The sequence below is a fragment of the Kribbella sp. NPDC104740 genome, assembly GCF_055583505.1.
The window spans coordinates 533,243-558,122 of the sequence record NZ_JBVJNV010000001.1 but is presented as its reverse complement, the minus strand read 5'-3'; the positions used below and the strand labels follow the sequence as shown (position 1 = coordinate 558,122).

At 69.9% G+C, this 24,880-nt stretch carries 28 protein-coding genes; 13 read left to right on the top strand and 15 right to left on the bottom strand.

Going from position 1 to position 24,880, the window contains the following annotated elements; genetic code table 11:
• Positions 1-73: 73 nt before the first annotated feature.
• From ACZ6Z4_RS02630 to ACZ6Z4_RS02620, 3 genes are read right to left on the bottom strand one after another with little or no spacing between them, the layout of a single operon-like run.
• Positions 74-664: a TetR/AcrR family transcriptional regulator gene (locus tag ACZ6Z4_RS02630; RefSeq protein ID WP_465557393.1), complete on the bottom strand. Its 591-nt coding sequence runs from the start codon at positions 662-664 to the stop codon at positions 74-76.
• 39 nt (positions 665-703) lie between these two features.
• Entirely contained in the window at positions 704-1,672 is a 969-nt protein-coding gene (locus tag ACZ6Z4_RS02625) for a hypothetical protein (RefSeq protein WP_363667473.1), read from the bottom strand.
• Positions 1,673-1,693: 21 nt separating this feature from the next.
• The gene (locus ACZ6Z4_RS02620) at positions 1,694-2,704 is read right to left on the bottom strand and encodes a LacI family DNA-binding transcriptional regulator (RefSeq protein ID WP_465557391.1); all 1,011 of its coding nucleotides are present in this window, start codon (positions 2,702-2,704) and stop codon (positions 1,694-1,696) included.
• Between the two features lie 179 nt (positions 2,705-2,883).
• Between ACZ6Z4_RS02620 and ACZ6Z4_RS02615 the strand changes: the two genes are divergently transcribed.
• The 6 genes from ACZ6Z4_RS02615 (at position 2,884) to ACZ6Z4_RS02590 (ending at position 8,886) form a co-directional block, all read left to right on the top strand.
• Positions 2,884-3,759, top strand: coding sequence for a 5-dehydro-4-deoxyglucarate dehydratase (locus ACZ6Z4_RS02615; protein ID WP_465557389.1), 876 nt, complete (start codon positions 2,884-2,886; stop codon positions 3,757-3,759).
• Positions 3,756-5,021 (top strand): glucarate dehydratase family protein, encoded by a 1,266-nt coding sequence (locus tag ACZ6Z4_RS02610; RefSeq protein ID WP_465557387.1) that lies wholly within the window; start codon positions 3,756-3,758, stop codon positions 5,019-5,021. The genes ACZ6Z4_RS02615 and ACZ6Z4_RS02610 overlap by 4 nt, the downstream gene beginning before the upstream one ends.
• Positions 5,015-6,124, top strand: a complete 1,110-nt coding sequence (locus ACZ6Z4_RS02605) for a hypothetical protein (protein WP_465557385.1) — start codon at positions 5,015-5,017, stop codon at positions 6,122-6,124. The genes ACZ6Z4_RS02610 and ACZ6Z4_RS02605 overlap by 7 nt, the downstream gene beginning before the upstream one ends.
• Positions 6,124-7,113, top strand: coding sequence for a hydroxyacid dehydrogenase (locus ACZ6Z4_RS02600; protein ID WP_465557383.1), 990 nt, complete (start codon positions 6,124-6,126; stop codon positions 7,111-7,113). The genes ACZ6Z4_RS02605 and ACZ6Z4_RS02600 overlap by 1 nt, the downstream gene beginning before the upstream one ends.
• A 62-nt stretch (positions 7,114-7,175) precedes the next feature.
• Entirely contained in the window at positions 7,176-8,066 is an 891-nt protein-coding gene (locus tag ACZ6Z4_RS02595; protein WP_465557381.1) for a D-2-hydroxyacid dehydrogenase, read from the top strand.
• 52 nt (positions 8,067-8,118) lie between these two features.
• Positions 8,119-8,886 (top strand): polysaccharide lyase family 7 protein, encoded by a 768-nt coding sequence (locus ACZ6Z4_RS02590; protein ID WP_465557379.1) that lies wholly within the window; start codon positions 8,119-8,121, stop codon positions 8,884-8,886.
• A 59-nt stretch (positions 8,887-8,945) separates the two neighbouring features.
• Here ACZ6Z4_RS02590 and ACZ6Z4_RS02585 read toward each other — a convergent pair whose 3' ends face one another.
• The 3 genes from ACZ6Z4_RS02585 to ACZ6Z4_RS02575 form a co-directional block, all read right to left on the bottom strand.
• Positions 8,946-9,716, bottom strand: coding sequence for a DUF2382 domain-containing protein (locus ACZ6Z4_RS02585; protein WP_465557377.1), 771 nt, complete (start codon positions 9,714-9,716; stop codon positions 8,946-8,948).
• Between the two features lie 87 nt (positions 9,717-9,803).
• Positions 9,804-11,201 (bottom strand): aromatic amino acid lyase, encoded by a 1,398-nt coding sequence (locus ACZ6Z4_RS02580; protein WP_465557375.1) that lies wholly within the window; start codon positions 11,199-11,201, stop codon positions 9,804-9,806.
• Complete coding sequence (locus ACZ6Z4_RS02575) at positions 11,201-12,214, bottom strand: ornithine cyclodeaminase family protein (protein ID WP_465557373.1); 1,014 nt, start codon at positions 12,212-12,214, stop codon at positions 11,201-11,203. The genes ACZ6Z4_RS02580 and ACZ6Z4_RS02575 overlap by 1 nt, the downstream gene beginning before the upstream one ends.
• 142 nt (positions 12,215-12,356) lie before the next feature.
• Here ACZ6Z4_RS02575 and ACZ6Z4_RS02570 point away from each other — a divergent pair, with 142 nt between their 5' ends.
• Positions 12,357-13,055, top strand: coding sequence for a YqeB family protein (locus tag ACZ6Z4_RS02570; protein ID WP_465557371.1), 699 nt, complete (start codon positions 12,357-12,359; stop codon positions 13,053-13,055).
• Between the two features lie 3 nt (positions 13,056-13,058).
• Here ACZ6Z4_RS02570 and ACZ6Z4_RS02565 read toward each other — a convergent pair whose 3' ends face one another.
• The 3 genes from ACZ6Z4_RS02565 to ACZ6Z4_RS02555 are packed head-to-tail and all read right to left on the bottom strand — an operon-like array spanning position 13,059 to position 14,615.
• Complete coding sequence (locus ACZ6Z4_RS02565) at positions 13,059-13,454, bottom strand: pilus assembly protein CpaE (RefSeq protein ID WP_465557369.1); 396 nt, start codon at positions 13,452-13,454, stop codon at positions 13,059-13,061.
• A 52-nt stretch (positions 13,455-13,506) separates the two neighbouring features.
• Positions 13,507-13,896, bottom strand: coding sequence for a hypothetical protein (locus ACZ6Z4_RS02560; RefSeq protein WP_465557367.1), 390 nt, complete (start codon positions 13,894-13,896; stop codon positions 13,507-13,509).
• A gap of 17 nt (positions 13,897-13,913) precedes the next feature.
• On the bottom strand, positions 13,914-14,615 hold the full coding sequence (locus ACZ6Z4_RS02555) for a M15 family metallopeptidase (RefSeq protein ID WP_465557365.1): 702 nt from the start codon (positions 14,613-14,615) through the stop codon (positions 13,914-13,916).
• A gap of 175 nt (positions 14,616-14,790) precedes the next feature.
• On the opposite strand from ACZ6Z4_RS02555, the gene ACZ6Z4_RS02550 reads away from it, so the two are divergent.
• A complete protein-coding gene (locus tag ACZ6Z4_RS02550; RefSeq protein ID WP_465557363.1) occupies positions 14,791-16,125 on the top strand; it encodes a sensor histidine kinase in 1,335 nt (444 codons plus the stop codon).
• Positions 16,122-16,859, top strand: coding sequence for a response regulator (locus tag ACZ6Z4_RS02545; protein ID WP_465560577.1), 738 nt, complete (start codon positions 16,122-16,124; stop codon positions 16,857-16,859). Before ACZ6Z4_RS02550 ends, ACZ6Z4_RS02545 begins: the two co-directional genes overlap by 4 nt.
• A gap of 239 nt (positions 16,860-17,098) precedes the next feature.
• Here ACZ6Z4_RS02545 and ACZ6Z4_RS02540 read toward each other — a convergent pair whose 3' ends face one another.
• The gene (locus tag ACZ6Z4_RS02540) at positions 17,099-17,437 is read right to left on the bottom strand and encodes an MmcQ/YjbR family DNA-binding protein (RefSeq protein ID WP_465557361.1); all 339 of its coding nucleotides are present in this window, start codon (positions 17,435-17,437) and stop codon (positions 17,099-17,101) included.
• A 98-nt stretch (positions 17,438-17,535) separates the two neighbouring features.
• Here ACZ6Z4_RS02540 and ACZ6Z4_RS02535 point away from each other — a divergent pair, with 98 nt between their 5' ends.
• Genes ACZ6Z4_RS02535 through ACZ6Z4_RS02525 form a run of 3 tightly spaced genes read left to right on the top strand, consistent with a single transcriptional unit; the run spans position 17,536 to position 20,608 of the window.
• A complete protein-coding gene (locus tag ACZ6Z4_RS02535; RefSeq protein WP_465557359.1) occupies positions 17,536-18,573 on the top strand; it encodes an alpha/beta hydrolase in 1,038 nt (345 codons plus the stop codon).
• A 42-nt stretch (positions 18,574-18,615) separates the two neighbouring features.
• Positions 18,616-19,362: an esterase family protein gene (locus ACZ6Z4_RS02530; RefSeq protein WP_465557357.1), complete on the top strand. Its 747-nt coding sequence runs from the start codon at positions 18,616-18,618 to the stop codon at positions 19,360-19,362.
• A gap of 10 nt (positions 19,363-19,372) precedes the next feature.
• Complete coding sequence (locus ACZ6Z4_RS02525; protein ID WP_465557355.1) at positions 19,373-20,608, top strand: ATP-grasp domain-containing protein; 1,236 nt, start codon at positions 19,373-19,375, stop codon at positions 20,606-20,608.
• Here ACZ6Z4_RS02525 and ACZ6Z4_RS02520 read toward each other — a convergent pair.
• The 4 genes from ACZ6Z4_RS02520 to ACZ6Z4_RS02505 are packed head-to-tail and all read right to left on the bottom strand — an operon-like array spanning position 20,574 to position 23,040.
• Positions 20,574-21,335 carry a class I SAM-dependent methyltransferase gene (locus ACZ6Z4_RS02520; RefSeq protein WP_465557353.1) on the bottom strand — a complete coding sequence of 254 codons (762 nt, stop codon included), beginning with the start codon at positions 21,333-21,335 and terminating at the stop codon, positions 20,574-20,576. The two genes, ACZ6Z4_RS02525 and ACZ6Z4_RS02520, sit on opposite strands and share 35 nt — an antisense overlap.
• Complete coding sequence (locus tag ACZ6Z4_RS02515) at positions 21,332-21,658, bottom strand: hypothetical protein (RefSeq protein WP_465557351.1); 327 nt, start codon at positions 21,656-21,658, stop codon at positions 21,332-21,334. The genes ACZ6Z4_RS02520 and ACZ6Z4_RS02515 overlap by 4 nt, the downstream gene beginning before the upstream one ends.
• Complete coding sequence (locus tag ACZ6Z4_RS02510; RefSeq protein ID WP_465557349.1) at positions 21,655-22,686, bottom strand: serine hydrolase domain-containing protein; 1,032 nt, start codon at positions 22,684-22,686, stop codon at positions 21,655-21,657. The genes ACZ6Z4_RS02515 and ACZ6Z4_RS02510 overlap by 4 nt, the downstream gene beginning before the upstream one ends.
• Before the next feature lie 3 nt (positions 22,687-22,689).
• Positions 22,690-23,040, bottom strand: a complete 351-nt coding sequence (locus ACZ6Z4_RS02505) for an ArsR family transcriptional regulator (RefSeq protein ID WP_465557347.1) — start codon at positions 23,038-23,040, stop codon at positions 22,690-22,692.
• Between the two features lie 61 nt (positions 23,041-23,101).
• Between ACZ6Z4_RS02505 and ACZ6Z4_RS02500 the strand changes: the two genes are divergently transcribed.
• Positions 23,102-23,971, top strand: coding sequence for an amidohydrolase family protein (locus ACZ6Z4_RS02500; RefSeq protein ID WP_465557345.1), 870 nt, complete (start codon positions 23,102-23,104; stop codon positions 23,969-23,971).
• Here the strand turns inward: ACZ6Z4_RS02500 and ACZ6Z4_RS02495 are convergent.
• Positions 23,951-24,742 carry an epoxide hydrolase N-terminal domain-containing protein gene (locus tag ACZ6Z4_RS02495; RefSeq protein WP_465557343.1) on the bottom strand — a complete coding sequence of 264 codons (792 nt, stop codon included), beginning with the start codon at positions 24,740-24,742 and terminating at the stop codon, positions 23,951-23,953. The two genes, ACZ6Z4_RS02500 and ACZ6Z4_RS02495, sit on opposite strands and share 21 nt — an antisense overlap.
• Between the last annotated feature and the right edge of the window lie 138 nt (positions 24,743-24,880).

The following is a 24,880-nucleotide window of genomic DNA, read 5'->3' as shown; positions in this document are numbered from 1 at the left end:
GAACTCCTCAATTAGGTATGCTGACCTGCATAGTATCTGGGCAACGAAAGACCCGCCCGAGAGAGCCAGTCCCTCAGGCGCCCTTCGGGGAGACCCGCGCCGCGTGGCCGGCCAGGACCGTCCGCACGGAGTCCCACGGCGCCGGGCTGCGCAGCGCGCGGGAGGTGATCATCGCGCCCTCGACTCCCGCGATCACCGCCTCGGCGAGCACCCGAGCCTCCGCCCGCTGCACCCTGAACGCCACCAGATGGAACGCCATCCGATCCGTCATCTCGGCGTACGCCCGCCGCCCGGTCTCGGCGATCTCGTCGGACTCGGCCGTCGCACCCTCGATCACCAACGGGGCAATGCCGCAACCACGCCCATAGGAGCTGGCGACCATCCCGTCCCGACCCAGCTCGACGTACCGCTCGACCAACTCCCGGGCCGAGCTCGACTCGTCCGCCGCCCGGTCGATGATCGCGACCTGCTCGAACGCGTGCGCCTCGGCCGCCTCGATCGCCAACTGCGTCTTGCCCCCGGGAAAGTGGAAGTACACCGACCCCCGCGACGTCCCGCTGCGCTCGAGCACGTCGGAGAACGCGGTCGCGTGGTACCCGCGCTCCCGGATCAACTGCTGGGCGGCCTGCACCATCTGCTGCTTGGCGTCCGTCCGCTTTCCCATCCCGCACCCGCTCCCGTCAAAGGTATGACGGTAACCATACTACTTGCCGATCAACTTGGCGGCCGAGTCGAGCATGTCCGTGGCGTAGCGCTCGCTGAAGCCGGCCGCGAAACCGGTGACGGCGAACACCGCGACCGAGGCCGGCGTACCGACCGCGGAACCGCCCGCGAGGATGCCGGCCAGCAGTGTGAAGTAGGCGAGCGACCCGAAGATCGCGCCGACGCCCGGACGGAAGGCGCCGAGCAGCGTGCGGTGCCAGCGGGATGCGCTGTGGTCGATGACCAGCGACCCCTTGGACATCCGCTGGATGACGGAGATCGTCGCGCCCAGCGCCGACATCGCGACGGCAGCGACCAGCGCCGACGGGACCAGCGCGTCCTTCCACCAAGCGCTCGCGGCCAGACCGAGGAAGATCACCAGCAGGAACGTCGGCACGATCCCCGCGAGCACGCCCTGGAAGTACTCGAGCCGCGCCTGCCGCTGCAGCAGCACCTCGACGCGGGCCTTGACGACCTTGACCTCGTTCTTCGCGGCCGCGACCGCGGCGGCGATGTCGTCCACCGGCGCGTCGCTCGCGACCAGGTCCGCGGCGACCATCACGCGTGTCAGCCCGGAGTACGCGTGGTCGGTCGCCTCTTCGAGCTGCTGCACGACGTGCTTGCCGCGCAGCCCGTAGCCGGCTTCCTTGGCCATCACCTTGCAGTCGATCTCGGCGTCGACGAGCTCGGGCGGCGGCGAGTTGAGGATCGAGTAGACCGTGCGGTCCTTGGCCAGCAGGCAGCCGCCGACGACGGTGCTGCAGTAGTACTCCTTCTCGATGCCGCCGTGCAGCTCGGAGAACTTCTCGGCCACCGCCGGGATCAGCCAGAAGCCCGCCGTACTGGCGGCCTGGTCGGTCGAGGCCGCGAGTTGATGGGCCTGCACGAGATGCCGGAAGGTCGCGGGCCCGTGCGTCGCCGCCTGGTAGAGATCCGGGTACTGCGCGGCAGCGTCTTCACCCGATGTCATGCGCAGAGCGTACGGCGCGAATCATCCGCGCGGTGGCCCGCTGGTGTCGCGCACCTGAAGGCTCATCGGCAAGTACGTCGGCTCGGCGTCGTCGCCGTTCACCAGCAGCTGTTCGAGCAGCTCACCGGCCCGCCGGCCGAGCTCGTCACGCGGCACCGAAACCGTGGTCAGGTTGGAGTGCGCGACGCGTTCCAGCGAGATGTCGTCGAACCCCACCACCGAGTACGCCGAAGGCACCGCGACCCCCAGCTCACGCATCCGCGCCAGCGCGCCGAGCGCCACCAAGTCGTTGTAGCCAAGGATCGCCGTCACCTCCTCGGCCGCCAGCACCGCCGCGACAGCGTCGTACCCGGCCTCGCTCGTCGCACCGCACTCGACGACCTCGACCTCCAGCCCGAACGCCCGCGCCGAATCGAACGCCCGCAGCCGTTCCGCGTTCGCCCACGAGGCCGACGGCCCGCTCAAGTACGCCGCCCGCCGGTGCCCGAGCTGCGCCAGGAGCCCGCACACCGCGGTCATCCCGCCGTGGAAGTCGACCGAGATCGACGGCACCGGCAACCCCGGCACGATCCGGTTGAACAGCACGAGCGGATGCTTGCGGGCGACCAGCTCGGCCAGCTCCGTACGCGGCATCCGCGGCGAGCACAGCAGTACGCCGTCGCAGCAGCGCATCAGATCCTCGACCAGATCGTGCTCGACCGCCGGATCCTCATCGGACTCCATCACCATCATCCGCCGGCCGTGCGATCGCGCGACGGCCGAGACCGCCTTCAACACATCGGGAAAGTACGGGTTCGCCAGGTCCGGGACCAGGACGCCGATCGTTCCCCACTCACCGCGGGCAAGGCCCTGCGCGGCCGCGTTCGGGCGATACCCGAGGGTCGCGACCGCGGCGTGCACCCGGTCGACGAGCGACGAGTCGACCCGGGCGGTCCCGTTCAGCACCCGGGACACGGTGGCGGCGGAGACGCCGGCCGCCGTACTGACGTCGCTGATCGTGACGCGTGGCGGCCGGCCGGGACGCAGCGGCACGGCGGACCTCCCTCGTCGAGAAAGCGCTTGCAGGCAGATCCACAGGCTAACCGGCGCGACCGCTCAGCGGAACGCGTCGAAGGATCTGAAATCGCTTTCAGGCCAGGCCTTGCCAGCGTCCCGAGCGGCGACTACCGTCAATCGGCAAGCGCTTACCGAAGCACGTGAAGGGTGATTCCATGCAGCTGGACCGTCTCTCGTCCTTCCCGGTGACGGCGTTCGACGCCGCCGGCGAGCTGGCCCTCGGGCCGTACCGCGAGCACCTGCGGCAGCAGATCGACGCCGGCCCGGCCGCGATCTTCGCCTGCTGCGGGACCGGCGAGTTCTTCTCGCTCACCCTCGACGAGTACGCCGCCGCGGTCCGCGCCGCCGTGGAGGAGACCGCCGGAGCGCTCCCCGTCTTCGCCGGCACCGGCTACGGCACCGCGATGGCCAAGCAGTACGCCGCCGCCGCGCAGGAGGCCGGCGCCGACGGGCTGCTGGTGCTCCCGCCGTACCTGATCAAGCCGTCGCAGCAGGGACTGCTCGACCACTTCCGCGCGCTCGCGGCGTCGACCAGCCTGCCGCTGATCGCGTACCAGCGCGACAACGCCGTCTTCACCCCGGACTCGGTCGCCGAGCTGGCCCGGATCCCCAGCGTGCAAGGCTTCAAGGACGGCATCGGCGACCTCGACCTGCTGCAGCGAATGATGGCCGTCGCCCCCGGCCTCACCTACTTCAACGGGCTCCCGACCGCCGAGGTGACCGCCCGCTCGTACGCCGCGGTCGGTGTCAAGGCGTACTCCTCGGCCGTGCACTGCTTCGCCCCCGAGATCGCGCACGCCTACGAGGCCGGGCTCGACGAGCTGCTGCCGGAGTTCTACCTGCCGCTCGTGAAGCTCCGCGACAAGGGCGCCGGGTACGCCGTCTCGCTGGTCAAGGCCGCCGTCCGCCGTCGTGGTGTCGACGTCGGACCGGTGCGGTCGCCGCTGACCGACCCGCTGCCCGAGCACCTGGACGAGCTCGACCAGATCATCGAGCAGGGACTGACCGTGGTCCGGAAGGCGAACGCATGAAGATCACCGACGTCAACATCACCCCGATCGCGATGAAGGACCCGCCGCTGCGCAACATCCACGGCGTGCACCAGCCGTACGCGCTGCGCTCGATCCTGCAGGTGCACACCGACGAGGGCCTGACCGGGCTCGGCGAGACGTACGGCGACCTGGCGATCCTGACCGCGCTGCGCAAGGTCGCGCCACGGCTGGCCGGGCTCGACGTGCTCGACCTGAACGGGCTGGAGCGGATCATCCGGGAGACGCTCGGCGCGAGCGCCGGGCTGGCCACGCACGGGCTGGTCGGCGAGGCGAGCGACGAGAAGACGGTGATGACCGTGCTCTCGGCGTTCGAGGTGCCCTGCTGGGACCTGCAGGGCAAGGCGCTCGGGCGCCCGGTCGTCGACCTGCTCGGCGGCAAGGTGCGCGACGCCGTACCGTACAGCGGCTATCTGTTCTTCAAGCCCGCGGCGCACACGCCGTTGCCGGACTACCCGACCGACGCGTGGGGCGAGGCGATGGACGCCGAGGGCGTCGTCGCGCAGGCCCGGAAGATGGTCGACGGGTGGGGCTTCAAGTCGCTCAAGCTGAAGGGCGGCGTACTGCCGCCGCAGGACGAGGCCGACGTGATCCTCGCGCTGCGCGACGCGTTCCCGGACCATCCGCTGCGGCTCGACCCGAACGCGGGCTGGACAGTCGAGAGCAGCATCGCGGTGGGGAAGAAGCTCGACGGCGTCCTGGAGTACCTCGAGGACCCGGCCGGCGGCATCTCCGGGATGGCCGAGGTGGCTCGTGAGGTTTCGATGCCGCTGGCAACGAACATGTGCGTGACCGAGTTCGCGCACGTGAAGCCGGCCGTGCTCGTCGACGCCGTCCAGGTGATCCTGTCCGACCATCACTTCTGGGGCGGGCTGCGCCGGTCGCGCGAGCTGGCCGGGATCTGCCGGACCTTCGGGATCGGGCTGTCGATGCACTCCAACTCGCACCTCGGGATCAGCCTGGCCGCGATGACCCACCTGGCCGGCGCGACGCCCGAGCTGACCTACGACTGCGACACGCACTACCCGTACCTGGTCGAGGACGTCGTCGTCGAGGGAGTGCTGGGCTTCGTCGACGGCGCTGTGAAGGTCCCGGACGGCCCGGGGCTCGGCGTCGAGCTCGACCTGGACGCGCTAGCGCGGCTGGCCGAGCAGTACACGAAGTGTGGGTTCGACACCCGCGACGACATCACGCCGATGCGCGCCGTCCAGCCGGACTGGGACCCGGTGATCCCGCGGTGGTGAGGCACGGCGCGTTCGCCTACACCTGGGATCTGGTCGGCGATCCGTCGGCGGGTGACCGGATCGCGTCCTTGGGTGTCGACACGGTGACCTTGCAGGCGGCGTACCACTCCGTACGGGCGACGACCGCTTGGCACCCGCGGCACCGAGTCGTGCATGCGGAGCACGCGGCGGCGTACTTTCCGGTGCGGCCGGACCGGTGGACCGGGCGGCTTCGTCCGCCGGTACCGACCTGGGCGGTCGAGGACCCGGACCGCTTCGGTACGGCGTCGGCTGCGCTGAGCGCGGCCGGGCTGCGGACCGAGGCGTGGATGGTGCTCACGCACTCGTCGATCCTCGGGCGGTCGGCGCCGGATCTCACCGTGCAGAACGCCTACGGGGAACGGTTCAAGCATGCGTTGTGCCCGGCGCAGGCCGAGGTGCGTGAGTACGCGCTGACGCTGGTGCGGGAGGTCTGCGAGCAGTACGACGTACCGGCGTTGATGCTGGAGGCGTGCGGGTGGCTCGGGTTCGAGCACCTCGGGGCGCACGAGAAGACGAGCGGGGCCGATCTGTCGCAGTGCGCGCGGGATCTGCTGTCGATCTGCGTCTGTGCTGCCTGCTCGCCCGATGAGGAGCTTCCCGCGCGCATCCGGGCGCTGCTGGACCGTGAGCTGCAGGACGGCGTTCCTGCCGGCGACAACCTGGTCGACGCGCTCGGTCCCGACCTGGCCGGCGCGCTGTTCGCGCACCGGACGCGAGTGATCGGCGACCTCGTGCGTGACATCACCGCGCTGGCCGGTGATCGGCAGATCTTGCTGATGGCAACCGACGACCTGCAGGTCACCGGGCCCGATGTCGGGGTCGACGTGACCTCGATGTCGCCGACCGCGTACACGCTGAAATGCTGGGACGGGTCGGACACTCCGGTTAAGGCAGCGGCGGCTCGGACCGACGTTCCGCTCGTTGCCAACGTCAACGCTGTCGGCGAGCGCCCTGATGAACTGCCGTCGCTGGTCGGGCGGCTCGTGGCGGCTGGCGCCTCCGAGATCCGTTACTACCACGCCGGGCTGGCCTCCCCGGCGCGCCAGGCGGCGATCCGCGCCGCCGTACAGGAGGTGCAGTGATGCTCAACGGCCTCTACGTGATGGATCTGGCCCGCTTTCCCGACGTGTACGGCGAGGACGAGCGTGCGGCGCTCGAGAAGCACCTCCACGTGGTGGCGCCGCCGCTGACGCCGGCTGACCTCACGCCCGAGTTGCTCGCGGATGTGGATGTCCTCGTGACTTCTTGGGGTGGGCCGCAGCTCACTTCCGAACTGCTCGCCGCCGCGCCTCGGCTGAAGCTCGTGCTGTACGGCGCGGGGTCGGTGCGCTCGATCGTCACGCCGGAGTCGTGGGCGCGCGGTGTCCGGGTCACGACCGCCAACGCGGTGATCGCGGAGTCTGTCGCGGAATTCACGCTGGCCCAGGTGCTGTACGCGCTGAAGCACGGCTGGCGCTACGTCCTCGGTGCGCGCTCCCGTGGCGAGTCGTTGCCTCGGGCCACCAACGAGCCTGGTGCGAACGGCTCGGTCGTCGGCCTGCTCTCCCTGGGCGCCACCGGCCGTGCGACCGCTCGCCTGCTTTCCCGGCACGACCTGGTCCTGCAGACCCACGACCCGTACGTCGATCCGGCGACCGCCGCGTCGCTCGGCGTCCGGCTCGTGTCGTTGGACGAACTCTTCGCGACCTCGGACGTGGTCAGCCTGCACGCCCCCGTCCTGGACGCCACCCGCAAACTCGTCAGCACCGACCTGCTGCGCTCGATGAAACCCGACGCCACCCTCATCAACACCGCCCGCGGCGCCCTGATCGACGAGGACGCCCTGATCGCCGTACTGGCTGAACGCCCGGACCTGTTCGCGGTCCTGGACGTCACCGACCCCGAGCCTCCGCTCCCCGGCTCCCCGCTCTTCACCGTTCCGAACGTCGTCGTCACCCCGCACCTGGCCGGCACCCTCAACACCGAACGCCGCCGCCACGGCCGCCTGATGGCCGAAGAGCTGGCCCGGTACGTCGCCGGAGAACCGTTGCAGCACGAGGTCTTCGAAGCAGGTCAGGCGAGGTCCGCATGAACACAACTCTTGTTCTTCTCCCTCCACAAAGGGAAAGTGCTGCAGGTTGGGCCGAACAACTGATGTCGGACGTGCCCGAACTCACCGTCCTCGCCCCCGAACCCTCCGAAGTAGTGGACGCCCTGCGGACCGCCGATGCCGCCTACGGTGTTCTCCCTGCCGAGCTTCTTGCGGCGACCACCCGCCTCCGCTGGCTCCAAGCCCAGCAAGCCGGCCCACCGCCCGGCTTCTACTACCCCGAGCTCGTCGCCCACCCGCTCGTCGTCACCAACATGCGCGCGACGTACACCGACCACGTCGCCGAACACACCCTCGCGCTCATCCTCTCCCTCACTCGCGGCCTGCCCCGCTACGTCCACGACCAGGCCCGCGCCCAGTGGAACCCCGACTGGGACCCGCGCTCGGTCACTCCGTTGTCCGAGGCAACCGCCCTGGTCATCGGCGTCGGCGCGGTCGGCGCCGAGATCGGCCGGCTGCTCGCCGCCTTCGGCACCCGTGTCGTCGGCGCTGACCCGCGCCGTACCGAAGCCCCCGGCTTCACGGAGATCACCTCTGAGCCCGAACAACACCTGCCCACCGCCGACCTGGTGATCCTCACCGTCCCGCACACCCCGGCGACCGAGGGCATGGTCGACGCGCGCTTCCTCGAGCAGTGCAAGCGATCGGCGTACTTCGTCAACGTCGGCCGCGGCCCCACCGTCCACCTCGACGACCTCGACGCCGCCCTCGAAGCCGGGGAACTGCGCGGCGCCGCGCTCGACGTGTACGAGATCGAACCGCTCCCCACCCACCACCCGCTCTGGCACCGCCCGCGCGTCCTGCTCACCCCGCACGTCGCCGGAGCCGGGCCGCACGAGGCCGAGCGGCGGTACGCCGTACTGGTGGAGAACTGCCGGCGCTTCGTCGCCGGTGAGGACCTGATCAACGTCGTCGACAAGACCCAGTGGTACTGACCCGGAGGTTCTGCAAGGCCTCATAAGTCCGCCCCGATGAAGGAGTCCGACCATGCGTGGTACCCGCCCCCTCGCCCTTCTGGCCGCGCTCGCCGCGAGCGCCGCCGCCCTGACCAGCGCCGGCCCCGCGACCGCCGCCCCCGCCTGCACCTACCCCGCCGAGGTGCTGAACCTGAGCCGCTGGAAGCTGCAGCTCCCGCTGGACGACCCGAACCAGTCCGGCACCCAGGTCCTGCAGATCACCCAGCCACGGCTGAACACGTACGTCGTCAACCCGTGGTTCAAGCCGAACGCGTCGTGCAGCGGCGTGCAGTTCCGCAACGCCGTCAACGGTGTCACCACGCCGAACACCAGCTATGCCCGCTCGGAGCTGCGCGAGATGGAGAGCAACGGCACCAGCGAGATCAAGTGGTCGTCGAACTCCGGCACCCACACGATGGTGATCGACCAGTCCATCGACCACCTCCCGAACACCAAGCGCCAGCTGATCGCCGGCCAGATCCACGACGGCAACGACCGCTCGACGTTCCGCATCGACGGCTCCAGCCTCTACATCACCCGCGACAACGACACGAAGTACAAGCTGGTCACCAGCAACTACGTCCTCGGCACCCGCTTCCAGGCCAAGTTCGTGGTCAGCAACGGCTCCATCAAGGCGTACTACAACGGCGTGCTGCAGACCACCATCCCGGTCAGCTTCACCACCGGCTACTTCAAGGCCGGCGTCTACACCCAGGCCAACTGCACGAACTCGTCTCCGTGCGACTCCAGCAACTACGGCCAAACCACCTTGTACGGCGTGACCGTCACCCACAGCTGACAGAGCACGGGACCGCGAGCACCCTGTCCTGGGTACTCGCGGTCCCGTGGATCTGTGGGTCAGCGCTTGCGGTGCTTCGGGTCGGCGTCGTCGACGACCTCGACCTGCTCCTTGCGGACCTTCTCGCTGATCTGCTGCTCCTCGCGAACCGTCTCGGTGTCCAGCCCGACGCGTTCGACCGCGACGGTCTCCTTCGCGACCACCGGGCGCTCCTCGTGCAGCGTCACCTCGACGTCCTGCTCGCCGATCTTCCCGCCGGTGCGCCCGTCCTCGATCGGCTCGCGGACGACGTGCACCTCCTCGTGGCTGACCGGAACGGTGATCTGCTGTTCCTCGGTGACGACACGCTTGTGCAGCCGCACCTTGCCCGTCTCGACCGTCTCGGTCCCCGCGTGCAGCCGCTCCTCGGAGCGGACCATCTCCTCGCGGCCCTTCATGTCCTTGTTCTTCCCGGACATGCCCTTCCTCTGGTCGCCGCGCATGTCCTGCCCCGGCTGCATCGACCCGCCCATCTGCAGGTTGTAGTGCCGGTACAGCTCAGCGGCCTCGGCCTCGGAGAGGTGCCCCTGGTCGTCGATCCGCGGCGCGTCCTTGATCAGGTCCTTGCGCTGCCCCACGTGCAGCCCGTCCTGCTCGGCGTGCGCACCGGCCAGCGGGACGAACGACTCCTTGCTGCCGAACAGGCCGGTCTTCACCGTCACCCACTCCGGCTCCCCGGACCGGTCGGAGGCGTACAGGTTCGCGGCAGTGCCGACCTTCTGGCCCTCCACGTCGTACACGTCCTGCCCCATGGTGCGTTCCAGCTCCTGCGCGGTGCTCATCGCGGTCATCCCCGTTCTGCTTGTCGAAGGCAACATCCCTACGACCGCCGGGTACCCGGCGTCACCGACGGTAAACAGCCCGTTGCCGTCGGCAATTCAGACCACGTGCTCGAGAACCGCCTGCAGATCCACCCCCAGCGGCCGGTCCGCGACGATCGGCGGCACCACCGCGTCCACGGCGGCGTGCAACTCCCGCAATCCTTCAGGGATTTCCCGCTCGGACAGCGCGAACGCCTGGTGCACCGTCAGCAACTCACCCGCAACAACTTCGCGCGCCAATCGTACGGCGGTCGCAAGATTTCCAGCCGCCTCCCAGGAGAAACTCTGCACGTCCTCCTGCCCGTTCGACGTCTCCATCGCGCCGATTGCCGCCGGCAACGAGAGCCGCCGCAGCGCGTGCGTGGTCGCCACCGCCCGCTTGTGCACAGTCACCAGCCCCGCCTGAGGCCCCGGCACCCGCGCCAGCTGCGCCGGCAATCCCGTCACCGCAGGATCCAGCAACCGATGGATCCGAGCCGTCGAAACCTCCGCCGCATGCGTCAACGCCGCCACCACGTGATCGCAGTGCGCCGCCAGATCAATCCCGTGAAACCCAGCCGTCCCGAGAAACTCCCCGTCGAGAAAGGCCGGCGAGTCAGTCACCCCGTCCAGCCCTCGCTCCACGGCCTCCCCCAGCCGTTCCACAGTCCGCCTGACATGCGAGACGACCTGTCCCGCCACCCGAAACGAAACTGGAGCCTGCAAGGTCCCCGGCGCCCGCTCTTCGCCGGCCAGTCGAAGAATCCGAGCCTGCTCCGCAGCGAGCAGGTCATCCGCCCGCCCCACCCGGGCGTCGTACGGATCGCGGTTGGCCCCCACCACAGCAACCGCCCCCGCAGCCACCTCCCCCATCCGCCCCACCAGCCGCTCCAACACCTCTACCTGCAACCACGCCCGCCCAGTCGCTCCGGGAATGCCCGCCAACAAGGCGATCCCCTCCTTGGGCCCGAGTTCAAACGAAGAGTTGGTTGCTGGGTACAGCTTGCCTTCGGCATCCACCAGTTGGCCGATCCCCACCAGCGGGCCGAACGCGTGCGCCAGCGGAATGATCTCTCCCGCCGACCCCGCCCCCTCGGCCGGGATCGCGGGAGCGTACCCGCTGTTCAGCAACGCGACGAGCTGCTGGCACAGCTCAGGCGAAACACCTGCATCGCCGGTGAGGAACGTCCGCAAACGCGCGAGCACCACCGCGCGGGCTTCGGCGTACGGGAGCCACGGCGGGCCGCCGACTGCTCGGCCCAGCAGCAGATTGCGTTGGTGGACGCGTTGTTCGGCGTCGTCCAGGCGGCGTTTGCTCATCGCGCCCATGCCCGTGTTCACGCCGTAGACCGGCTCACCTGAGGACAACGCCTGGAGAAGGGCCGAACGGTTGGCGCGAAGCGACTCGAGCAGAGCAGGCGACAACTCCACAGGCACAGCGTCGAGGGTCAGATCCTCCGCGCGCTCGATCAGCATCAGTGGAACCTGAGCATCGTGCCGACCTCGGACTCCTCGGCGCGGCGCAGGATCAGGTGTGCGATCGCCACGTCGAGCAGGGACAGCCCGCGGTGCCACAGAAGCGTGCGCTCGGCGTCGGATTCGCGCCCGGGCTTGGCGCCGGCGACGATCTGACCGAGCTCAGCATGCAGCGTCTCCGGCGACAACCGGCCCGTGTCCACATGCCGCCGCAGCGAGCCGAACCGCCCGGACTGCGCCTCCCGCCAGTCGTCGACGACGACCTTGTCGATCACATCCAGCAGGTCCAGCTCGACAGCGCTCACCGTCCCGTACGGTACGACGAACGCCCCCGGCTTCACCGCCGCCGTACGCAGCAACACCTCCGGCTCGTTCAGCCGCGTCGCCTCGACGATCACATCAGCGCCGTCGAACGCCTCCTCCGCCGACGCGACCACCCGCACCGGCGTCGACAGCTCCGCCGACAGCTCCTCGGCGAACTTCTCCCGCGACTCCGGCCGGCGCGACGTCACCCGGATCTCGTCCAGGTCGAACAAGTCGTCCAGCATCGTCACGTTCCACCACGCCGTACCGCGTGATCCCGCGTGCCCGAGGATCTTGCTGTCCCGTCGCGCCAGATGCCGCGCGCCGACCGTCGTCATCGCGCCCGTCCGGGCAGCGGTGATCATCGTCGCGTCCAGGATCGCCAGCGGCACCCCGGTCGTCGGGTCGAACAGCGTCGCCACCGCCAGCTCGCTCGGCAGCCCGACCTGGTAGTTCGGCACGAAGTCACCGACCACCTTCACCCCGCTGACCCCGTGCTCGCCGAGCCGGTTGAGGTGCCCGCGCAGCACGTTGAAGTGCCCGATGCCGCCGTTGTCGGGGACCAGGTGCACCCGCGGCTCGAAGCTGGTCTGCCCCTCGCCGTGGTCGCGGACCGCCTCCTCGACGGCGTCCACGATCTCGGTCCGGGTCAGGCCGAGCGACTCGATCTCGGGCCCGGACAGGAAGCGCAACCAGATTCCCTCAGCCATGCGGATGTTCCTTTCCCAGTGCGACTTTGGTCTCGACCAGGTTCGCAGGCACCGACTTCGGTATCGCGAACCGTCTCAACGGCTGACCGCGGGCGTGGCGCGCTGTTACCGTCGGTGACCTGCGACGAGAAGGAGTACGACGATGCCGGCGAACACCAGGACGGTGGTCGGGCACTCCGCGACCGACAAGGCCCTGCTGTACGGCGGACTCCCGCTGCTCGGCGGCGCGCTCGGCTACTTCCTGCCCCGGATCGCCGACTGGGCCGCCGGCCTGCGCTGGGTCCCGTGGAAGGGCCTGTTCGAGCTGGTCGCCGGCTGGGACGCCTGGTGGGCGCAGCTGATCATGGTCGCGGTCGGGCTGGTCGGCGGGTTGTTCCTCGGCGCGATCGCGATGGACGACTCGCTGCGGATCACGGTCACCAACAGTGACGTCGAGCTGCTGAAGAACGAGAAGACCACGCTGATCCCGCGGGAGCGGATCGCGGCGGTGTTCCTGGACGGCAAGGAGCTCGTGATCCAGGACCGCGAGTCCGCGGAGCTGGCCCGCGAGAAGCACGACCAGCTGAAGGGTGACACGAAGAAGATCGGCGCCGCGTTCCGCGCGCACGGCTACCCGTGGTCCGACGGCGGCGACCCGTACGGCGAACGCTTCCGCCGCTGGGTCGAGGACGACCCGGAGCTGCCGCCCTCGGTGAACGCGGTGCTGCGTGCCCGCGCCAAGGCGTTCAAGTCCGATTCCGACGCCGCCGATCTGCGGGAGCTCCGCGCCGAGGTCGCCAAGCTCGGGTACGTCGTCCGCGACCAGGACAAGAAGCAGTACTGGCGCCCGACGACTCGCTGAGACTCAACCCTCCAGCAGGTCCAGCAGCGCGTCAGCGTACGCCTGCTCGGCGTCTGGACCGCTCGTCGAACCAGCAGTCGTGTTGACGGTGTAACCGTCCCCGGTCGCCTCCAGGCTGACGAACTGCGCCCCGAGCAGCGTCCGCAGCTGCTCCTCGCGCGGCAGCCAGATCACCTCGCGCTGCTCGATGCTGTCCAGCGCCCACTCGGTGGTCCCGTTGAAGCCGATCACCTTGCCGCCGGGGTAGTCGTGCACCTCGACGGTCATGTCGCTGACCACGAACACGTCGTCGTCCATCTCCCGGTCCGGGACCACGAACCGGTCCCCCGCGCCGGGCACCCACAGCGCGCCGGCCTTCCGCAACCGTCTTGCCTGCTCGACCGTGATCACGCTTTCCATCCTCCCCACCGAGGCAAATCCCAAAGATCGGCGGGCAGCTCCCAGCAACGGTTCAGCGCGACAGCGCCCGCCGCAGCTCGGTGGCGCGCGACCGCATCCGGTCCCGCGTCCCGGTCGTGAACCGGTGCAGCGGCAGATCGACGACCGCCGCCGCCTGCCCCTGGCTGACGGCGAGCAGCGCACGCACCCGCCGTACGGCGGTGTGCCGGTCAGGTGCCGCGGCGATCACGTCGAGCACCTCGTCGCGGCGCTCGAACGCGGCCAGCACCGCGTCGTAGATCTCCAGCTGCGTGTACGCCGACCGGTCGGGCTCGGGCTGTACTGCGTGGTCCTCTCCCCGGGCGCCGCCGCGGACGACCTGCCGCCACAGCGCGGGGACGACCGGACGCTGGCTGCGCCGGGTGGAGAGCCGGGTGCTGGTCACGGGCAAGGTCATCGTCATGTCGGGCGCTCCTGGTTTCACTTGGCGAGTGCGTAGGGTTCGCGGGGCGGGCACTTGCGGCCCGGGGCGGTCAGGGCCTCGAAGTGCCACGGTTCGTTGTCGTAGCGGCGGCAGATCCCGTAGCGGTAGCCGTTCAGCTCCAGCCACTTCGCGCCGGTGGCCGGCGTGATGTCGACCGCCCGGCCCTTGACGTGCTCGGAGAACTCCGGCGGCAGCACCCAGCGGACGGCGGCCTTGTAGGACCCGTACTTCTCGATCGCCTCGTCGAGCAGCCGGCGCTGCTTGGCGGCGCTGCGGCGGCCGGAGTTGATCCTGAGGTCGACCCCGTCGGCCTTCGCGGCTGCCATCGCCTTCAGCAACCGGGACCGCAGCTTGGGCGACATCCCCTCGGTCGACTCCTCGTCGTACGCCTGGCTGTCGGTGCTCTTCGTCTTGGTGGGCTTGGGTTTGGGGGTCCTGGTCGGCTTCGGCTTCGGTCGCGGTGTGGTGGTCGGCTTGTGGACCGGCGTCCCGGGGACGTCGCTGTCGGCGTCCAGCACCCGGCCGGTCGGTCCTGACCCGCCGACCACGGGCGCCTTGTCGCCGGGCGATCCGAAGCCGAGGAAGTCCGCGACCTGGCCGTGCCAGACCAGCAACGACGCGAGGACTGCGATCCCGGTCACGGACAGCAACCGGGCCCGGACCGACAGGCTCCGCGGCGGTGGCTCGTCGTTCGTCATGGGGTACAGCCTCTCGGTTCGCCGCGCCGGTCACATCCCTCCCAGGGACCGTCCTGCGCGACCGGAAGTCGGACCTGGGTAGCAGGTCCGACGCGGTCCCTCGTCCGAAAGTTGGAGCTTTTGCCCGTTCGGGCGAAGGAACCGGTAAATGATTGCCGCGACTACGCTGAGCTAGGTGTGGAGCCTTTGGCGGGGGATGTCGCAGCTGCAGCGGGACGTGCTGCTGGCTGCGCTCATCGGCGTCGGCTGGTTCCTCGCGCTGGCGGTGGTGAGCGACAGTTCGCTGCGGCCGGCGAACCCGAGTGTCTCGGTCGTGACCGGCCTGTTCCTGGTGATCACGGTCGCCGCCGGCCGGAGCCTGCCGCGGACGACGCTGGTCTTCGTCGCGCTGCTCTACCCCTTCGTGTACGCCGCCGCCGGCACCGGGCTCGCCTCGCAGGCGGGCTTCCACGTCTTCGGCCAGCCGGTGATCGCGAACGCCGCGCTGCAGTCCGAGATCCATCTCGTCCCGCTGCTCGTCGTCGGGTACGTCGCCGCCGCCAGCGGCGTCCGGCGGTTCACCTGTCTGTTCTTCACGATGGGCAGCCTGGCCGGCCTGATGATCGGGCTCCCGACCGTGGTCGCGCTGGTCCTGGCCAACTCCGACGTCGTGATCAGCCGCCGCTACCGCAACCTCCCGACCGATCTCTACAGCCTGTACGGCTACATCGACGTCTCGCTGTTCGTGTTCGCCGAGGCGCTGATCGGGGGCATGGTGCTGCTCGGCGCGAACGCCCTGCGCCGCCGGAAGTCCGTGCTGGTGCTGGAGAACCGCAACGCCGAGCTGGTCCGGCTGCGCAAGATCGAGGCCGAGCGGGTCGCCGCCGCCGAGCGGACCCGGATCGCCCGCGACCTGCACGACGTCGTCTCGCACCACATGAGCGCCGTGGTGATCCGGGCCCAGGCCGCCGACCGGGTCGCGGACCAGAACCCCGCCGCCCTCCGCGAGGCGGTCCGCTGGATCATCACCAGTGGCAAGGAGGCGCTGACCGCGATGCGCGAGACCGTGCGCGTGCTCAACACGGCGTCGCCGGGCAGCGGCGGCGAGACCACCCCGGTGCCGGACCTGGCCGACGTGGCCCGGATGGGCGACCGGCTGAAAGCGGTCGGCGTCGACGTGACGATGACCCTGCCGACCCGGCACCGCGAGCTGACCAGCGCGACCGACCTGACCGCCGTACGGATCATCCAGGAAGCGCTGACCAACGTGATGGTGCACGCGAAGGCGTCCGCGGCCCAGGTCAGCTGGCAGAGTGGGCCGCAGGGCGAGCTGCTGACCATCGACGACAACGGGAGCGGTGGCCCGCCACCGGTGAACGTGCTGGAGAACGCCCGGCGGAGCGCGAGCGGCCGCGGCAACGGACTGATCGGGATGCGCGAACGCGCCTTGGCTGTCGGCGGCACACTGGCTGTCGCAGCTGGACCCCTGGGTGGATGGAGAGTGCAGGCATGGTTGCCGCCGCAGAGATGACGGACCAGATCCGGGTGCTGGTCGCCGACGACCAGGGCGTGATCCGGACCGGGCTCGCGATGATCCTCGACCACGAGCCGGACCTGACCACGGTCGCGCAGGCCGGGGACGGCGAGGAGGCGCTGCGGCTGATCGACGAGTTCGACCCGGACGTGGTGCTGATGGACATCCGGATGCCGGTGATGGACGGGCTGGTCGCGACCGAGCGGATCACCCGGGCCAACCAGGCGGCCGGGAGGAGCAAGCCGGCCGTGCTGGTGCTGACCACGTTCGACGACGAGGCGTACGTGCTGAGCGCCGTACGGGCGGGGGCTTCGGGGTTCCTGCTGAAGGACACCGACCCGGATCTGCTGGTGTCCGCCGTACGGGCGGTGCACCGCGGGGACTCGCTGGTCGATCCGGCGTCGACGCGGGTGCTGCTGGAGCGCTGTGTGGAGCTGGAGCGCAAGGTCGGCGACGGCGGCAACGCGCCCGCCCCGCAGGACGCCGGGCGGTGGATCGGGGTGCTGTCGCAGCTGAGCGAGCGCGAGCGCGACGTCCTGGTGTGGATGGCCCGTGGGCTGTCGAACCGGGACCTGGCGGCGAAGCTGTTCGTGAGCGAGACGACGGTGAAGACCCACGTGAGCAGCGTGCTGTCGAAGCTCGGGCTGTCGAGCCGGGTGCAGGCGGTCGTCGTCGCCTACGAGGCCGGGGTGGTCCGGCCGGGCGAGGCCGAGGTGCGGTGGGAGTCCTAGAGGTACAGCCAGAGTCCGCCCGCCACGACGGCGAGCACGAGCAGGACGGTCAGGATCTGGCTGAGCACCGACGCCTGGCGGCGGCGGGGTAGGAAGTCTCCGGTCATACCCCCAAGCCTGCAAGGAATCCGGCCGCCAACCATCGGCCGCGGGGACGATCTCGCGGTGACGGAAGTCGCCCCCAGGTCGCAGCAGCCTCATCCTCCAGGAGGAGACCGTTGCTTCAGGCCACTATCCGCTCACCCGAAGTAGGCGGCCCGGACCTTCTGCGGCACGCACATCGCCCAGGCCTCCAGGACCAGCTCGCGCAGCTCGTCGGTGTCGATCGCCTCCAGGTGCACCTGGATCCAGCGGAACCGCTCCTCCGACGGCCGCGGCCGGAAGAACTTGTGCGGCTCGGCGGCGATCGCCGCGTCCCGCTCCTCCTTGGGGAAGCCGATCCCCATCGTCGTCTCGTCGGCCGACAGCGCGAGGTAGACGATCTGCCCGACCCGGAACTTCACCCGGTCCCGGACCAGCACCTCGTAGCTGCGCGGCAGACCCTCGGTCACCGCCCGGATGTCGCTGAGATCCACCATCCGTCGAAGGTAACGCGGATCACTGCCAGAACGTGTCAGTGATTACGTCCGGACCGGCGGATGCCGGGGTTTCGGCGACCGGCACGTACCGTGGTCGGATGCCCGACGAGGTGAAGAGCGCGGTCGAAGGGGCCGAGGTGGTGTTCCGCCTCGCCGACCCCGGCCACGCCCTGCCCGGCGTCCGGCTGTGGGAGGAGCTCGGGCTGGCCGGTGAGCTGCTGGAGTTCAAACCGGTCGAGTACGGCTGGGAGCTGCGGCTGCCGCGCCCGTCGGTGCACCGGATGGAGTACCTGTTCGACGTCGCCGACGCCGGGATGCGCACCGACCCGACCAACCCGCGGGTGGTCGGCGGCGCCTTCGGCGAGCACTCCTGGCTCCCGCTGCCCGGGTACGTCGAGCCGGCCTGGATCGAGGTCGAGCCGATCGCGTCCTCGCTGACGCCGCTGCCGGTCGCGGAGTCGCCGGTCGGCGCGGTCGACGTACAGGTCTGGTCTCCGGACGGGATCGCGCCGTCGTTCGAGCTGCCACTGCTGCTCGCGCACGACGGCCCCGAGTTCGCCATGTACGCCGGGCTGACCCACTACGCCGGCGCGATGGTGGCCGACGGCACCCTTCCGCCGTTCCGGCTGGCGCTGGTCCGGCCCGGCTCCCGCAACCTCTGGTACGCCGCCAACCCGGCGTACGCGGAGACGCTCGTCGACCACGTGCTGCCCGCGATCACCTCGGCTTACGCGAGCAAGGCGCCGGTGCTGATGGGCGCGAGCCTCGGCGCCCTCGCCGCCCTGTACGCCGAGTGGAACCACCCCGGCACGTTCGCCGGGCTGTTCCTGCAGTCGGGGTCGTTCTTCACGCTCACCACCGACCCGCAGGAGTCCGGCTTCGAGTACTACGCCGAGGTGACCGGCTTCGTGAACCAGGTGCTCGGGGCAACCGCCGCCCCGAGCGCGCCGCGGATCGCGATGACCGCCGGGACGCCGGAGGAGAACGTGCACAACAACCGGGTGATGGCCGCCCACCTGAGCAGCCTCGGGCTGGACGTCGAGTTCGACGAGACCCCCGACATGCACAACTTCACCGCCTGGCGCGACGTCCTGGACCCGACACTCACCACGTTGCTGAAGTATCTCTGGAGCTGAAATCGTGCGAGGGTAGCGAGACTGCGCGAAGGGGTGAGGCCGGTGGAGCGTGAACAGGTCGAGCTGGACGCACCTGGGCTGGACCGGCCCGGGACACTGATCCGCTACGGGCACTACGGCCGGCCGGTGCTGGTGTTCCCGAGCGAGCAGGGCCGGGCCTGGGACTACGAGAACAACGGCATGGTCGGTGCGATCGCCGACCTGATCGAGGCCGGTCGGGTGAAGCTGTACTGCGTCGACTCCTACGACCACGTGAGCTGGTCCGACCGGAGCATCCCGCTCGAAGAACGCGCGCAGCGGCACGGCCTGTACGAGTCGTGGATCCTCGAGCAGGTGGTGCCGGCGATCGGCCGCGACACCCCGGGCGCGTCCGACATCATCACCACCGGCTGCAGCCTGGGCGCCTTCCACGCGCTGAACTTCGCGCTCAAGCGCGCCGACCTGTTCCCGATCGCGATCTGCCAGTCCGGCAACTACGACGCCGCCAGCTGGCACGCGTGGGGCGACCGCGGCGACGCGACGTACTTCAGCAACCCGGCCGACTACCTGCCCAACCTGGACGGCGACCACCTGGAGTGGCTGCGCAACCGGGTCTTCCTGCTGCTCACCGTCGGCCAGGGCGACTGGGAGACGCACCCGACCGGCTCGCTGCCATCGGCGCGCGCGACGGCCGCCGTACTGGCGGCCAAGGGCATCCCTCATGAGCTGGACCTGTGGGGGTACGACGTAGCTCACGACTGGCCTTGGTGGCGCAAGCAGCTGGCCCATCACTTGCCCCGATTCTGTTAGGAGTCCAACTGTGCCTGACCGCTCTCAGCACTTGATCGGGTTGTTGCTCGGCGCCGAGGAGGACTGGCCGCAGGCGTTCGAGGCGCTGCTGCGCCGGGTCGGGCCGGTCCAGTACGACGGCCGCACGCACGAGTTCGGTACCGAGCGGCTGACCATCGAGCCGTTCGACCTGAACGACCCGGTCCGGGTCGGGCTGGTGATCGACCGGCTGGCGTACTGGTACTACCACCCGCGCGAGTGGCTGAAGAAGGCCGCGCTGATGAACGGCACCTACCTGCTGAACTCGCCGTTCACCTTCCAGTCGATGGAGAAGCACTCGGCGTACTGCGCGATGCTGCGGCTCGGGCTGAAGATCCCGCGGACCGTGCTGGTGCCGTACAAGAACCCGGTCGACAACGTCCGCTGGGCCTACACGTCGGCCAAGTACAACAAGTCGTTCGACCTGGACAAGATCGCCGACGACCTGGGCTACCCGATGTACATGAAGCCGTTCGACGGCGGCGGCTGGCGCGGGGTGTCGCGGATCAACAACCGCGAGGACCTGCACGCGGCCTACGACGAGTCCGGCGAGATGCTGATGCACCTGCAGGCCACGGTCGAGTACGAGAAGTTCGCCCGGGCGCTGTCGATCGGCGCCGAGACGATGGTGATGGACTTCCGCCCCGAAGAGCCGATGCACAACCGGTACGCCGTCTCGCACGACTTCCTGTCGCCGTCCGCGGGCCACCAGGCGGTCGCGATCAGCCGGATCGTGAACGCGTTCTTCGGCTGGGAGTTCAACTCCTGCGAGATGCTGGTCGCGGGCGACTCGGTGCACCCGATCGACTACGCCAACGCCTGCCCGGACGTCGCGGTCACCTCGCTGCACTACTACTTCCCGTGGGCGATCGGCGCGCTGGTCAAGTGGTCGGTGTTCTCGCTGGCGACCGGCCGGCGGACCAAGGTCGACCTGCACACCGAGCGGTACTTCGCGATCGCCGACGACGAGTCGCTCGACTACGATGCCAAGATCGACGCGTACCTGGCGCTGGCCGACGAGCACTTCGAGACCGCGAAGTACCAGGAGTGGTGCGCGCAGAACCTGCCGCACTTCGACGAGCAGCTGGTCGAGTGGGTCTCCGGGCCGGACTTCGACCGGATCCTCACCGAGACGGTCGCGGCGACGTACCCGGCCCACGAGCAGGACAAGTTCCAGGCCCACTTCCGCGGGCTCACCGGTCTGTGGGTGCTCGACCAGTCGCGCTGATCAGCCGGGCCGCCGGGCGGTGGGTCCATTCACCGTCCGGCGCTTGCTGGAGGAACTTCGCGCGCAGGTCGTCGACGTACGCCTCGCCGCGGGCGTTCGCGGTGGCGCGCATCGGGCCGGAGTGTGCGTAGGCCTCGAAGAACGTCGCGGCGTCGTCGTGGGTGATCGGAAAGCGGACCAGCTCGTCGCGGTCGAGGGTGAGCACCACAGCTGGGTCCTCCTCGGCTGCTGAGGCTCCGGGACGCAGCAGTGCCTTCATCTGGCTGAACGGCCCGTCCTCCTCCGTGACGGACGGCCAGTAGACGACCGAGAGCCTCCCCTCGGAGCGCAGCGCGTCGTACCAGGAGCTGAGCGCCTGCTGCGGATCCGGCAGCTGCTGCAGGCCGAACACCGACACGACCGCGCTGCAGGTCCGGTGCCACTGGGGGTCGAGCGTGGCGGCGTCGCCCTCGACCACACTGACCAGGTCGTGCCCGGCGGCCCGCTGCCGTGCCAGCTCGACCATGCCGGCAGACAGGTCGATGCCGACGATCTCCCGGTTGGGGAACTGCTCCAGCAACAGGTCCAGCTCGGGGAACGTGCCGCAGCAGGGCACCAGGATCGGACCGGGCGGCAGGTCGCCCAGCTCGGCCACTGCTGCCTCCACCCAGGGCCGGAAGCGCGGGACGAAGTACTGCTCGTAGCCGTCGGCCGCCTCGTCCCAGGCCCGGGCCAGCTCGTCGCTCACAGCAGCACCGCGCAGAACGCACCAGCCAACAGCAGCTGTACGACGGTGGAGGCGCCCCGGCGAGCGGACTTGGCCCAGCTCAGCTCAGACCACCTCCAGCCGGCCAGTGCGGTCGCGCCTGCCATCAGTGCGAGGCCGACGAGCCAGAGCCAGGGCGGTGACGCGTTCCAGTCAGCAGTGGCCCGGACGACGAGGAGGAACAGGACACCGGTGACCAGCACGATCACCAGGTCGGCCCGGTCGCGCAGCTTGCGGGCGTGGATCTGCCAGAGCGCCAGGACCGGGTAACCGACGGCCAGGGCGATCAGGATGATGTCCCTCACTGGGCCTCCAGGAGCTTGGTGGCGAAGTCGTCGACCGGTACGGCGACGTCGGACAGGACGACGACCGCGCGGCGGCGTTCCAGGTCGATCCCGATGAACGAGCGGTAGCCGCCGGTGCCGCCGTTGTGCCAGACCATGCTGCGATTGTCGGGCAGCGGAGTGGTCAGCCAGAAGAGCCCGATCCGGTCCTCGTCGAAGTCACGGCGCGGAGCCAGCGCCTCGACGTACTGGCCGCTGAGCAGAGCGCGAGCCAGCACTGCGAGGTCGTTGGCGGTGGAGACGACTCCACCGGCTGCCGCGTAGCCGGTCTGGACCCACGGCGCTTGCCGGCGCCCGCCGGAGCCGTAGCCGTCGGGGGCCGCGCCGGCGTCGCTGACCGGCGTACGGGTCTCCTTCATGCCTGCTGGTTGGAAGATGTCGTTCTGCAGGAGCTCCGGGTACGTCGTACCGGCTCGTCGAGCCAGTGCCTGGCCCAGCAGGGCTCCACCGAGATTCGAGTACGTCGACTTGCCGCGGCCGTCCGTGCTCGCCGCGCGGGCGTGGTCGAGCATCTGGTCGACGCTGTACGGGTACGGGTTCCCGGCGGACAGGCTGGCCACCAGCGAGCGCACCAGAGGCAGCGGCTTCCTCGTCGTGTTGGGCAGACCGGACTGGTGGGTCGCCAGCTCCTCCAGGGTGGCGGTGGCGACGTCCGATCCCTCCAGCGGCAGCAGCGAGCCGACCTGCTGGTCCAGCGTCACCTCGCCGCGGCGGACCGCCTCTCCGAGCAGGATCCCGGTGAGCGCCTTGCTGATCGAGCCGATCTCGAAGCTGCCGTGCTCGTCGGTGCCGCGTCCGGCGTACCGGGAGTTGACTTCGTCGACCACGGCCACGGACAGGCGGTGGCCGGGTCCTTCGTAGTTGTCGTCGATGAAACGCTGCAGCTCGGAGTCGCCAGTACGGGACTCGGCCAGGTGCAGCGCGCCGGGCCGGATCAGCCAACCACCGACGACCAGTGCGACGGCGAGCAGTACGGCGATGAGCTTCATCGGCTACCTCTCCAGAGCGGCCAGGATCGCGAGCAGCGCGACCTCCCGGGCCGGGGGGACGGCGAAGACGCCACGGCTGGGGGTGTGCAACCAGCCTTCGGCCGTCAACTGCCGCAGGTGGTGGTAGATCTGCCCGCTCGTGCCGAGGCCCTCGACCTCGCTGAGCGCGCTGACCGTCGTCCGTCCCCGCAGGATCTCGCGGAGCAGGGTCAGCCGGACCGGGTGCCCGAGCGCGGCCAGCGCCGAGGCCTGCGCGGCCCAGTCGGCGCTTTCCGGTGGACGAAGCCGCGCGGACTCCAGCGCGGCGACCCGCTGCTCCAGCGCCGCGAGCCGGTTATCCACAGGCTTCTCCACACTGTGGATACTACGTAGCTACGTAACTTCTACAAAGCGTCAGCGTGTCTAGAGTGTTCGGGTGCGTGACGACGAGGTGCCTGCGTGGTGGCGGCGGTTGGGGCTCGAGGGGCTGGTGGACGTGCACGTCCACTTCCTGCCCGACCAGGTGATGAACGCGGTCTGGGCGTACTTCGACCAGGCCGAGACGCACTACGGCGTGGCCTGGCCGATCAACTACCGGACCTCGGCGGCCGAGCGGGTGCAGACGCTGGGCGATCTGGGCGTCCGGCGGTTCCCGGCGCTCGTCTACCCGCACAAGCCGGGGATGGCCGCTTGGCTGAACGGGTGGGCGCGCGAGTTCGCGGCGGCGACGCCGGGCTGCGCGGTGAGCGGGACGTTCTTCCCGGAGCCCGGCGCGTCGGCGTACGTGAAGGAGGCGCTGGAGCTCGGCACCCGGATCTTCAAGGTGCACGTCCAGGTCGGTGACTACGACCCGCGCGACGAGGAGCTGGACGCGGTCTGGGGTCAGCTGGCCGAGGCCGGCGTACCGGTGGTGGTGCACTGCGGGTCGGGGCCGATCCCGGGCCGCCACACCGGGCCGGGCCCGTTCGGCGACGTACTGGCCAGGCACCCGCGGCTGACCGCCGTCATCGCGCACCTGGGCATGCCGGAGTACGCCGAGCACCTGGCGCTCGCCGAGACGTACCCGAACGTGCACCTGGACACGACGATGGCCCTGACGCCGTTCACCGAGTCACTGGCGCCCTACCCGTGGGAGCTCCGGCCCCGGATGGCCGCGCTGCAGGACCGGGTCGTGCTCGGCTCGGACTTCCCGAACATCCCGTACGCGTACGGCGTACAGCTGGAGGGCCTGGAGCGCCTGGACCTCGGCGACGACTGGCTGCGCGCCGTCTGCTGGGAGAACGGCCTACGGCTCCTCGACGGGTAGCCGCCCGGCGAACCAGGCCAGCGTGAGCCCGGTGAGCAGGGCGTCCCGGTCGATCTCCAGGCTGACCAGCTGCGCGTTCCAGGCGAGCAGCGCCGTGCTCAGCACCAGCGCGGAGATCTGCTGGCCCTCGTTGAACGCCGTGAGGTTCTCGTTGAACCAGCGGACCTCGGCCAGCTCGGCAGCGTCCAGCCCGCGCTGCTGCGCGACCGCCTCCGACACTGCCGTGTACGCCGGGGTGGCGCCGAGCCCCTCCCGGTCGTCGCCGACCTGGTACTCGTCGTAGCCCAGGCGGCGCATCAGCTCGTCCCAGCCGGCCGCCGCGCGCCTGCTGGGCGAACCGCCTTCCGGACCGTTCAGCGCGGTCCAGGCGATCGACGGGATGACCAGGTGGTACATGCCGGACACCTCCAACCGCATCGCCCTGTTCAGTACGTCCATCACGCCGCTGGGCCAGGCGTGCGTGAGCAGCGCCGGCCGGGCGTCCGGGTGCGGGGAGCGCAGGTGCAGGAAGTGGACGAACTGGCCACCGATCTCGGTGCCGTAGTGGTGGTAGGCGTTCAGCCGGGCCTCGTGCACCCGCCAGTCGTACTCGCCGAGCCAGTGGTCGAGCAGCTCGTCGGCGTACGCGGCCGGCACCACGCGGTCCAGGCCCGCGGCGATGTACCCGCCCCCGTCGCGGAACGCGCGGAGCCGGTCGTACAGCGCGTCGAGCTCGGCCTGCGGCACCCGCAGCCGCAGCTCCCGGACCTCGGCGGTGCGCTCAGTTCCCACCCATCGACCTCTCCCTCTCCCCGCTCTCACCAGCATGACGCTCCGGACGGACAGATTGTTGGTCCCGGCGCAGAGTTGCCTCTTCTGACAAAGAACGACCTGGTCGCCACAGAGTTGCACGCCGGGACTGACAGGTTG

Bases quoted from the DNA above. Each gene is read 5' to 3' on its own strand.
- ACZ6Z4_RS02625 (WP_363667473.1), bottom strand. From the start codon at position 1,672: ATGACATCGGGTGAAGACGCTGCCGCGCAGTACCCGGATCTCTACCAG.
- ACZ6Z4_RS02575 (WP_465557373.1), bottom strand. From the start codon at position 12,214: ATGGCTGAGGGAATCTGGTTGCGCTTCCTGTCCGGGCCCGAGATCGAG.
- ACZ6Z4_RS02545 (WP_465560577.1), top strand. From the start codon at position 16,122: ATGACGGACCAGATCCGGGTGCTGGTCGCCGACGACCAGGGCGTGATC.
- ACZ6Z4_RS02595 (WP_465557381.1), top strand. From the start codon at position 7,176: ATGTCGGACGTGCCCGAACTCACCGTCCTCGCCCCCGAACCCTCCGAA.
- ACZ6Z4_RS02580 (WP_465557375.1), bottom strand. From the start codon at position 11,201: ATGCTGATCGAGCGCGCGGAGGATCTGACCCTCGACGCTGTGCCTGTG.
- ACZ6Z4_RS02630 (WP_465557393.1), bottom strand. From the start codon at position 664: ATGGGAAAGCGGACGGACGCCAAGCAGCAGATGGTGCAGGCCGCCCAG.
- ACZ6Z4_RS02510 (WP_465557349.1), bottom strand. From the start codon at position 22,686: ATGAAGCTCATCGCCGTACTGCTCGCCGTCGCACTGGTCGTCGGTGGT.
- ACZ6Z4_RS02600 (WP_465557383.1), top strand. From the start codon at position 6,124: ATGCTCAACGGCCTCTACGTGATGGATCTGGCCCGCTTTCCCGACGTG.
- ACZ6Z4_RS02585 (WP_465557377.1), bottom strand. From the start codon at position 9,716: ATGACCGCGATGAGCACCGCGCAGGAGCTGGAACGCACCATGGGGCAG.
- ACZ6Z4_RS02610 (WP_465557387.1), top strand. From the start codon at position 3,756: ATGAAGATCACCGACGTCAACATCACCCCGATCGCGATGAAGGACCCG.
- ACZ6Z4_RS02560 (WP_465557367.1), bottom strand. From the start codon at position 13,896: ATGACGATGACCTTGCCCGTGACCAGCACCCGGCTCTCCACCCGGCGC.
- ACZ6Z4_RS02535 (WP_465557359.1), top strand. From the start codon at position 17,536: ATGCCCGACGAGGTGAAGAGCGCGGTCGAAGGGGCCGAGGTGGTGTTC.
- ACZ6Z4_RS02540 (WP_465557361.1), bottom strand. From the start codon at position 17,437: ATGGTGGATCTCAGCGACATCCGGGCGGTGACCGAGGGTCTGCCGCGC.
- ACZ6Z4_RS02565 (WP_465557369.1), bottom strand. From the start codon at position 13,454: ATGGAAAGCGTGATCACGGTCGAGCAGGCAAGACGGTTGCGGAAGGCC.
- ACZ6Z4_RS02615 (WP_465557389.1), top strand. From the start codon at position 2,884: ATGCAGCTGGACCGTCTCTCGTCCTTCCCGGTGACGGCGTTCGACGCC.
- ACZ6Z4_RS02555 (WP_465557365.1), bottom strand. From the start codon at position 14,615: ATGACGAACGACGAGCCACCGCCGCGGAGCCTGTCGGTCCGGGCCCGG.
- ACZ6Z4_RS02570 (WP_465557371.1), top strand. From the start codon at position 12,357: ATGCCGGCGAACACCAGGACGGTGGTCGGGCACTCCGCGACCGACAAG.
- ACZ6Z4_RS02590 (WP_465557379.1), top strand. From the start codon at position 8,119: ATGCGTGGTACCCGCCCCCTCGCCCTTCTGGCCGCGCTCGCCGCGAGC.